Origin of the sequence: Dapis hubbardiae BLCC-M172, assembly GCF_050016015.1 — a bacterium.
Taxonomy (GTDB): Bacteria; Cyanobacteriota; Cyanobacteriia; order Cyanobacteriales; family Microcoleaceae; genus Trichodesmium.
The window spans coordinates 1-8,664 of the sequence record NZ_JBNHEQ010000140.1 but is presented as its reverse complement, the minus strand read 5'-3'; the positions used below and the strand labels follow the sequence as shown (position 1 = coordinate 8,664).

Sequence of the window (8,664 nt, the reverse complement as noted above, 5' to 3'; positions counted from 1 at the left end):
CTATCCAAGGGGAGGCTTTAAACCAGAATTATTTAATTATTAATTATTAATAATTGGGTAATTACTTAATAACTGAAGTGTTATTCAAGTATAGCCTTCCTTTTAGGAATTGGTATTAGACCAACCGTTCCCAATGATATTAGAGGAGTCAGGAGTTTTTTCCTCATAAACCTCAATCCGAATATGATATGACCTAAACTTTTTAGCATCTCAAATATCATGTCTTTATTATTAATTAATTCGACTTACCATCACTACCTAAATATTCTCGGTAAGCACAAATTTTGTCATCTCGAACATCAAAAGAAATTGCTACTCTATTTTTATAAGTTTTTCCCCACATAGGACCTTCATCTCGAAATTCAAAGACCACTGTTGTTTCATTGCTAGTAATACGGTCTAAAGAAGTAATTGAAAGTCCTTCACTATAGGCTTCAGAAACATACTGAAAAAATTCTCTGGCACGGTCTTTCCCTTCATTTAAGCCATGAAATTTGCCTACAGGAAACCAAAAGGTAAAGTCCTCAGTAAGCATATCTAAAAATTGTTCCCATTCTCCAGTTGCTAAACCGTGAGTCAACTTCTCAAAAGCTGCTTTAGCAATTGCTAGTGTATTTGTTTGTGTTTCAGTCATTTCAGTTATCAGTTATCAGTTATCAGTACCTCTAGCTTCAACTAGAGGCTTGAAATACTAAATCGAAGATTTTTTTCGTCCCTTTAAAAGGCTATACTTTCTCAACATCTTTATTAAAAAACTTTATAAATAACTGCCCCTGTTTCTGGGTGATTTTCCATTTCAACTAATCCTTCTTTATATAAATTTTTTAACAGTTCTTTCATTTCTGGTACTGTTTTATTTGTGGCAATAATACAATCTGCTATGGAAATACCTTCTGGATGTTTCTTTCCTAATTCAAGAATAATTTGTGTGTCTGACTTAGGAGGATTTTTTTCTAAAATTCTCTCTATTTGTTCCTGGGGTAAGTAATTAAATATATCCCCAGAATTTAATCGTTTTTTCAGCAGTTTCAGATTTTTCTCTTCTACCATTCCTGGAATAAAAAATAAATCAAAAAATTGACCCATTCCTAATAAACCTAAGGTAGCTAACCAGATAGTTCCTGTCACATATTTACCCGAATAAAATCTATGTAATCCACAAATACCTAAGAAACTAGAACACCATAAAAGGTAAGCCATACCTGTATTTCTAGTTTCATCTATTTTATTTACTTTGGGATTGTTAACGATTTTAGATTGGTTCATTTTTTTGCTCCCTATATCAATAAAAAATTCTATATAAATTTTATTAGCTCAATTGACGCACCAAACTAGCATCTATATTTTCTATATTAGCACAGCCACTCAATGCCATGGCCACATCTAATTCATTACGCAATAGCTCCAACAAATGACGCGCCCCAGTTTCTCCATCCACTGCTAGCGCCCACAAAATCGGACGCCCAATTAAAACTGCTTTAGCCCCTAATGCTAAAGCTTTGAGGATGTCTGTACCTCTGCGGATACCTCCATCCATCAACACATCAACTTGATTTCCTACTACTGCAACTACTTCTGGGAGAGCATCAATAGTGGCGATCGCTCCATCTAACTGTCTACCTCCATGATTAGAAACAATAATTCCTTTTGCCCCATGTTCAACTGCTCGAATGGCATCATCTCCCCGTAAAATTCCTTTGACTATTAAAGGTAAGGACGTTAATGACTGCAACCATTCGATATCTTGCCAGGTAAGCGCCGGATCGAGTTGATTAGCAAAATAAGTCAATAACCCAGACTCGTTTTCTATTTCAGGAATCTCTAAATTTGCCATTGACATTAAATTAGCTAATTCCAGACCGGGTGGTAGAGTAAATTGATTTTTTCGGTCTCGTTCCCTGATACCTAAAATTGGTGCATCAACTGTTAAACATAATGCTTGATAACCTGCTGCTTCTGCTCTTTCTACTAAAGCGCGAGTCAGGGAGCGATCGCGATGTACATAGAGTTGAAACCACAAACTTTTTGGTACATTTCCAGCTAATGCCACATCTTCTAAACTTTTAGTTGACATGGTACTTAAGATCATTGTTGTACCTAATTCTGCTGCTACTCTTGCTATTGCTAATTCTCCTTCTGGATGCGCCAAACATTGAAATGCCATCGGGGCAATTAAAATCGGCATTTTAATATGTTGCCCCAAAATTTTTGTACTTAAATTTCGCTGACTAACATCTACTAACATTCGAGGTCGAAGTTTATATTTTTCATAAGCACTACGGTTATCTCGCAAAGTAATTTCATCCCATGCACCACTAGCATAATAATCTAGTGCCATTTGAGATAAATGTTGTGGTGCTAAAGACTCATACTCAAAGATATTAATTGGCTTGTTCATTGACTGATAAAATCATATTTTTTATAATACAAATACATCAAAATATAACCTGGTTCAGAAAACAATATCAAGTTATATTTATATTTTAACATATAGCAATCCTAAATTGTTTGTGAGAATTTTTATGATAGTTAATTTGAGCTGAAAACCTTGAAAATTCTGACTCCTGTAGGGGCGATTTGCAAATCGCCCCTACTCCTAAATGCCACCAAAATCTTACAACTGAAATAGGATTGCTATAGTTCTATTTAGAGTTCCGTATTTCTTGGAAAAATCATGGTAAATTTGAATACAAACGATAGTTTAAAGCGAGATATATTGAAAAATTCTCAAATAATTGCTGTAGTAGGTCATTCTGACAAACCAGACCGTACTAGCTATCAAATTGCTCAGTTTTTACGAGAGGTAGGTTACAAGGTTTATCCGGTTAATCCATTAGTTACAGAAATTGATGGTCAAGCTAGTTATGCTACTTTACAAGATATTCCTGAACCTGTAGATATTGTTAATGTTTTCCGCCGTTCTGAATATTTGCCAGAAATCGTAGAAGCAGCGATCGCTATCCAGGCTAAAACTATTTGGACTCAGGTAGGAGTGAGAGATTGGCAGTCAGCAAATAAAGCATTAGATGCAGGTTTAAATATAGCAATAGATGTTTGTATTAAGGTTGAGTATTTACGACTTCTTGGCTAACCATTTGTTTATTTTCATCTATTCTTTTACCCCAAAATAACAAAAATCCATAGACAATTAAATTTTCTCCTATTAGTTCAAAAAATTCTTCAAAGGCAATGCGGAATTTTTCAATAAAAGTTGTCAAAAAATCTTGTGTAAAAAATAAATTAAGCAGAGGTTGGGCAATATCTTTAAAAACCTCAGCCCCAAATCCTCCAATACCAAAAATCAACATTCCTAGTAGTGCTAAAAAAGTTTCTTTACGGTAAGAACGCCAGAGAAATCGCAACTCTGAGTAGAAGATAATTAAAGGCATAATAAAAAGAACTATATATAGTTGTAGCCAACCACGTTCACCTAACCAAGGAATCCAGTTTTTTAGTTGTAGATGAATTTTCCATACTTCATCAATAGCGCCGTAAATTAATAGTATTCCAAAGGTTAATTTAAACCAGCGAGAAGGATATATTTTAGAATGCCATTCTTGAAAGAGTAAAATCAAAGGTATCAATCCAATTACAAACAGATGTAATGCTTGTAATAAAGAAGAAATAGTCATTTGACCGTTCATGTCAAATGGGGGGTATGGTTTACCGCTGACTAGGATGCTGCCGAGGTAGATTATAACTATCAAAAGTTCAAAAGTAATCAAAAAAACTAAGAGGAAATCTAGTTTTTTTTGAGGGATAAATTGTTGATATTGCTTTGAGTTTTTCATGGTGATATTGAAATCCTAAATTAGGAATACTTGAGTAATTAATAATTAAATAATTCTGGTTTAAAGCCTCCCCTTGGATAGGGGAAAAAAAGTGCTAGGATATTTCCTGATATTCAATCAAGAGCGGTTTTAACCAGAGGTAATTATCCATTATCCATTATCAATTATCAATTAATGAAAGATACCTTCTAATAATGACTTCTACTGTAATATCAGGATTACCTAATACAAATATTTCCAGGATAATCCTACAAATAATCAGGAAAATGAAAATAATTTAATCAGATTTACCTTTGATTAAAAAAGCATATTTAAGCCAATAAATGATATTTAAAGTATTTATTCATTGTGGCTCCTAAGCAGTAATCTAAATATTTGTAGCAAAAATTTATCAAACTGCTAGAAAAGGAAATTTTTTTATTTTCTTTTCTCTCCGTGTAAGCTTGACTGATAACTAATAACTGATAACTGTTAACTGATAACTGAAATAACACCTTAACTTTTCAGTAATTAGTTAAGTTTTGATAAAAAATATAGTTCTCTTTCAAGCATCAGACAAAATTTAGATCGAGATTCTCTCTCTGTTAGCTATCATTCAGTATAGGCATTGAGCCTTAAGGGGTAATAACCTCTGGGTAATTAACCATACATTAATGAATAAAATAGCTATATACTTCCGTCTATCTATTGAGAGCCTACAACAATGAGTATTTTAATTACGGAAAAATACTCATAAAAAAGTAAACTTGTCAATGATATAAATCATTATTCATGCGTTATTTGATCAATACACAGCCTTAAATAACCGATATACAATAAAAATGGCATATCAGTAATATTACTTTTTAGACTAAAAATCCTGACAGCACTATCCAGAAAGGTATCTGAGTTAGTTAATTACAAAAGTGAGGTCAAAATAAGTCTCCAAAATAAAAAATATTAATAAAGTATTGTGGAATTCACTGACATGAAAAATCATTTGATAAAAATAGCCTCTGTTGCTGTTGGTACTATTCTTACTTACAGCACGATCAATCTAAATTCTGCACGGGCAATCAATAATTTATCAGAATTTTTTTTAACAGCTCAAACAACTAAAATTCCTATCAAAATAGACCCTAATTATGTAATTGATGATGTTATCCAAGGAAATTCAAAAGTTACTAATGAAGCAATAGTAGTTACACAAACTCTAAATAAACTTCCAGAAAAAAGTAATTTGGAATACAAGTTTCTTCATGCCAATCCTCAAACAAAATTTGTGAAGGCTAAGGTAGGAAATTGGCAATATAATCTTGAGAAAAAAAGTTCTCAACTACCAATAGATCCAGGCATAGTATTAGGAGTAGGATTAATTAGTCTAGGTCGTTTATGTAGTAAAAAAAGACCCTGATAATTTCTCAGAGCCAAATATATTCAGTCATTTCCCAAGTTGTTTAGTATTTAGATTTGACTTAGTTGAAATTACTGTCAATCTAGATTATTTTCTTATTCTTCTGTCTCAGTCTCTGTAGAATTGCCCTCCGGAGATACCTGTGCTTCAGAATCAGAATTAGCAGATGCTTCCCGATTTATTTGGTCCTTAAATCCAGCAGGAGCTAGCTCTATTGCTTGATTAAAAAGTTCTTGAGAAGCTTCAGTATTACCTTGCTCTTTTAACATAATTGCCTTAGCCAAAATCGGCCGAAAATCCTCGGTATTACCCTTAATAGCTTCATCATAAACAGCGATCGCCTCATCGTAGCGTTTTTGCTCGGCATAAACCTGTCCCAAAATCAACTGCACTGAGACCACATCAATACTACCAGCTTGGACTTGATTAGCAACAGGAGCAGCTTTGAGTGTATCTTGCAACAAACCAATAGCTGCTTCAGGGCGCTCTTGTTGCAACAACAAATTAACCAAACCTTGCAAAGCCTTTAGATCGCCTGGTTTGTTCGTCAGAAGGGAACGATAAATCTGAGCAGCACCTTCGCGATCGCCTGTATATGCTTTAGCTTGAGCCAGCAAAACATTATAATCTGTACTACTAGGATTTAGTTCAGACAATTTTTCTAATGGAGGTATAACCTCCTCAATATTACCCTTACCTGATTGAATTAACTCTAACTTTACTTGTAAAAGTCCTTGGAGTGCAGTTAAATTATCTGGTTCCCTTTGTAAAACTAACTCATAACCCCGTGCCTGTGCTAGTAAATCTGCTTCTTTATCTGCTACAGATGTCTGATTTGGTGATGGAGTTGGTTGATTATTTTGTTGATTGGCCTCTAATAACCCTCCTAACAATGGAGATAGAGAAAACCCCAAGAAAGCAATTATTACCAGCACCACCACCGCCATCAAAAAACCACGATTTTTATCTACCATTGGATTAAATTCTCCCAACCTTAACAATAGCTTTCAGCCTCATTTAACCATTACTATAGTCAGAGTTCTTAAGCATTTCAACTTCAATACTTTTGAACTACTCGACGATGACCCAATTAGGTAAAACTTAGGTTTCCATCTTGACCGGGAATAGCATCTCATAAAACCGAACTTTTACCAGATGACTTATGGTTTTTTCAGTTAAAGTTTTCAGCAACAATAGTTTTTTTTTACCTACATCTTTATCCAGAAAAATTACCTAAACTTTACGGATCGAGCAACAATTGAATTGGATTAATTACAATAGCAAGGTTAATCATCCTACCTAATACTAAATTTTTTTAGCTAGGCTGAAATAAAAGTGAATCAGACTTGCCCACTGAAAGCCATAGTTTTTAGTTTTCAGTCCCACCTGAGCGATAGTCGCCAGAAACCTTAAGTCTAAATAATCTTGTTACAGTGTCTTAGTCTCAGCCTAAGTTAAAAAGCGGTCAGCGGTCAGCAGTAAACGTTTAGAAGGGGATTTAAACCCCTCGGCCCACCTTCCGGTTTATAGAAACCGGGGATTTAAACCCAGTAGGGGCGAATGGCCATTCGTCCCTACAAGCTAAAAGCTGTTTCGCTGCGCGACATGAAAAACGTAGTTCCTCCGCAGGAGGCTAGTTGTTTGCGCAGCATTCCGTCAGGAAATGCTAAAAGCTAATAGCTAGTTAATTAGTCCAATGCTCATAAAATCTTGATTGGTATTAGCAGCTCAGGCCAAAATAACTGTGTTATTGTGAAATATCTGGGCATCTATAAGCATAAGTCAGAAGTATGGGCGAATGGCCATTCACCCATACATTCGCAGCACGGACTAAATTTTGAGAGGCGTAAGAATGTCTTAACCGCCCTGGCGACTGTAATAAAATTAACCGTTTCTTAATCTAAGATTAGAATTTCTATATAGATTATTACTTGTATTTTCCTATATTCCCACAAGGGATGTATCTCCCCTCATAGGAGTTTTTATGAATTCTTCTGTTAACCACTCCCACAAGACAAATAAATCTACAAAATCTCACGAGGCCCCTCCTAGTGAGCAAGCTATTAATAAATCAGATATTAAGCAAAGTCTTTCCAGAACAACTAATGGCCTAAGTTCTGAGAGGACTGTGAAATCAATAAATGAATCTTCCGGCACAGATATGGCCAAAGAACACCATCAAGGGACTAATACTACTAATACTTTAACTGTGACAGATACTAAACCATTGAATTCTGCCAAATCTAACCACCAAGAGCAAACTGAAACTGATACTCCGACTCAGAATATTACAACTGTGCGACAACATCCAATTGCTCCCCCTAGCGAACCAAAACAGTACCGAGCTATAGGTTTAGTTCGGGGTTGTTATCAACCTTCTACGGAGCAATTTACACGGGGTAACTTACGAACACCAGATGGTTCGGAAATAGATGCTGTATTGTTGGGTCGGGTAATGAGTCTATTAAAAAATCATTTAGACCTAGAATCAGAACATCTCTGGGTAGTTTATCCTCGTACCAGACAAGAAAATAATGACCTACATATTCAAATTATGGGGGTATGGGAACCAGAAACCCTAAGAACGAAAGGAAAATCTTCTATTGAATTAACAGATGCAGAAGAGCTGCAAACTTCTTCTGCTGAAGATGATCAAGGTCAAGAAAAAATACAAGAAACAGAGGATATAGATAACTCTGAAAAAGTTTATTTTATTCCTACTCCTGAAATTAAAACAGATAGTTTAGATGCCTTAAATGATGGTTATTTTTCTATCCGAGGAGAAGTAATTTATCAATCTCAAGACGAAGAATATGTAATAGTTAAGGTACAACAATCAGCCCGCAAAGGTGAAGAAGAACCAAAGTTTTTTAAGCTGAAACTAAAAGGGAATTTAGGCGATCGCCCATTGAATCGTTTTTGGGATTTGCATATTCAACGTCAGAATACATCTCTTGTTATTCAATATGGTAATGATATTGGTAGTTTGTTTGTAAATAATCGTAGTAAATTTCCATCAAAAGGCAAGAAAACATTTAATAAGAATAATAATAATAGAAGAAGTAGTTATCCTAGAACACCTCGTCCTAAAAGTGATAATTATGCAACAAATTCAACTCCTATTCGTAAAGAAGCTCTTCCTAAACCAACTAAAAGAAAGAAAAATCTAGATCAGCAAGGGAATTAATAGGGATTAGGAAGTAGGGATTAGGCGGAAAGAATTGATGTATATAGTGCTGCTACGCGGAATTCAAAATTCAAAAGATATAGTTCTCGTTACTAAATAATTCTGTGTTAAAATTGCTGGTATGACTCTGACCATGAACTATTGCTACGGAATTAACCCTGACCCCATCCAAGAGCAAACTATGCTGCATTGGCTGGAAATATCTCGCAAAGTTTACAACTACTCTTTGCGGGAAATTAAGGATTGGGTAAATTCCCGCAAAGAGTAGTTTGGACTATTGTTCCCTCTCAAAA

9 protein-coding genes are annotated in these 8,664 nt (G+C 34.9%); 4 read left to right on the top strand and 5 right to left on the bottom strand.

Translation table 11 applies throughout. The features are described from left to right. Nucleotides 1-235: 235 nt before the first annotated feature. The 3 genes from ACP6PK_RS12270 to ACP6PK_RS12260 all read right to left on the bottom strand — a co-directional run bounded on the left by ACP6PK_RS12270 (nt 236) and on the right by ACP6PK_RS12260 (nt 2,398). Complete coding sequence (locus tag ACP6PK_RS12270; protein ID WP_426559842.1) at nt 236-634, bottom strand: nuclear transport factor 2 family protein; 399 nt, start codon at nt 632-634, stop codon at nt 236-238. A gap of 113 nt (nt 635-747) precedes the next feature. Then, on the bottom strand, nt 748-1,266 hold the full coding sequence (locus ACP6PK_RS12265; protein ID WP_426559841.1) for a TM2 domain-containing protein: 519 nt from the start codon (nt 1,264-1,266) through the stop codon (nt 748-750). A 43-nt stretch (nt 1,267-1,309) separates the two neighbouring features. After that, entirely contained in the window at nt 1,310-2,398 is a 1,089-nt protein-coding gene (locus tag ACP6PK_RS12260) for an alpha-hydroxy acid oxidase (RefSeq protein WP_426559840.1), read from the bottom strand. Between the two features lie 276 nt (nt 2,399-2,674). Here ACP6PK_RS12260 and ACP6PK_RS12255 point away from each other — a divergent pair, with 276 nt between their 5' ends. Then, nucleotides 2,675-3,091, top strand: a complete 417-nt coding sequence (locus tag ACP6PK_RS12255) for a CoA-binding protein (RefSeq protein ID WP_426559839.1) — start codon at nt 2,675-2,677, stop codon at nt 3,089-3,091. Here the strand turns inward: ACP6PK_RS12255 and ACP6PK_RS12250 are convergent. Further along, the gene (locus ACP6PK_RS12250; RefSeq protein WP_426559838.1) at nt 3,060-3,791 is read right to left on the bottom strand and encodes a hypothetical protein; all 732 of its coding nucleotides are present in this window, start codon (nt 3,789-3,791) and stop codon (nt 3,060-3,062) included. The genes ACP6PK_RS12255 and ACP6PK_RS12250 overlap by 32 nt on opposite strands. Before the next feature lie 967 nt (nt 3,792-4,758). Here ACP6PK_RS12250 and ACP6PK_RS12245 point away from each other — a divergent pair. Beyond that, nucleotides 4,759-5,184, top strand: coding sequence for a hypothetical protein (locus ACP6PK_RS12245; RefSeq protein WP_426559837.1), 426 nt, complete (start codon nt 4,759-4,761; stop codon nt 5,182-5,184). Between the two features lie 95 nt (nt 5,185-5,279). On the opposite strand, the gene ACP6PK_RS12240 is transcribed toward ACP6PK_RS12245, so the two are convergent. Then, on the bottom strand, nt 5,280-6,158 hold the full coding sequence (locus ACP6PK_RS12240) for a tetratricopeptide repeat protein (protein ID WP_426559836.1): 879 nt from the start codon (nt 6,156-6,158) through the stop codon (nt 5,280-5,282). A gap of 1,010 nt (nt 6,159-7,168) precedes the next feature. Between ACP6PK_RS12240 and ACP6PK_RS12235 the strand changes: the two genes are divergently transcribed. Together ACP6PK_RS12235 and ACP6PK_RS12230 are read left to right on the top strand one after the other, a co-directional pair. Continuing rightward, nucleotides 7,169-8,371: a hypothetical protein gene (locus ACP6PK_RS12235; protein WP_426559835.1), complete on the top strand. Its 1,203-nt coding sequence runs from the start codon at nt 7,169-7,171 to the stop codon at nt 8,369-8,371. Nucleotides 8,372-8,492: 121 nt separating this feature from the next. Next, complete coding sequence (locus tag ACP6PK_RS12230; protein ID WP_426559834.1) at nt 8,493-8,639, top strand: helix-turn-helix domain-containing protein; 147 nt, start codon at nt 8,493-8,495, stop codon at nt 8,637-8,639. The last annotated feature ends 25 nt before the right edge of the window (nt 8,640-8,664 follow it).

What these genes read in the sequence shown, in the direction of transcription:
- ACP6PK_RS12270 (WP_426559842.1), bottom strand. Translation starts at nt 634, where the DNA reads ATGACTGAAACACAAACAAATACACTAGCAATTGCTAAAGCAGCTTTT.
- ACP6PK_RS12265 (WP_426559841.1), bottom strand. Translation starts at nt 1,266, where the DNA reads ATGAACCAATCTAAAATCGTTAACAATCCCAAAGTAAATAAAATAGAT.
- ACP6PK_RS12260 (WP_426559840.1), bottom strand. Translation starts at nt 2,398, where the DNA reads ATGAACAAGCCAATTAATATCTTTGAGTATGAGTCTTTAGCACCACAA.
- ACP6PK_RS12255 (WP_426559839.1), top strand. Translation starts at nt 2,675, where the DNA reads ATGGTAAATTTGAATACAAACGATAGTTTAAAGCGAGATATATTGAAA.
- ACP6PK_RS12250 (WP_426559838.1), bottom strand. Translation starts at nt 3,791, where the DNA reads ATGAAAAACTCAAAGCAATATCAACAATTTATCCCTCAAAAAAAACTA.
- ACP6PK_RS12245 (WP_426559837.1), top strand. Translation starts at nt 4,759, where the DNA reads ATGAAAAATCATTTGATAAAAATAGCCTCTGTTGCTGTTGGTACTATT.
- ACP6PK_RS12240 (WP_426559836.1), bottom strand. Translation starts at nt 6,158, where the DNA reads ATGGTAGATAAAAATCGTGGTTTTTTGATGGCGGTGGTGGTGCTGGTA.
- ACP6PK_RS12235 (WP_426559835.1), top strand. Translation starts at nt 7,169, where the DNA reads ATGAATTCTTCTGTTAACCACTCCCACAAGACAAATAAATCTACAAAA.
- ACP6PK_RS12230 (WP_426559834.1), top strand. Translation starts at nt 8,493, where the DNA reads ATGACTCTGACCATGAACTATTGCTACGGAATTAACCCTGACCCCATC.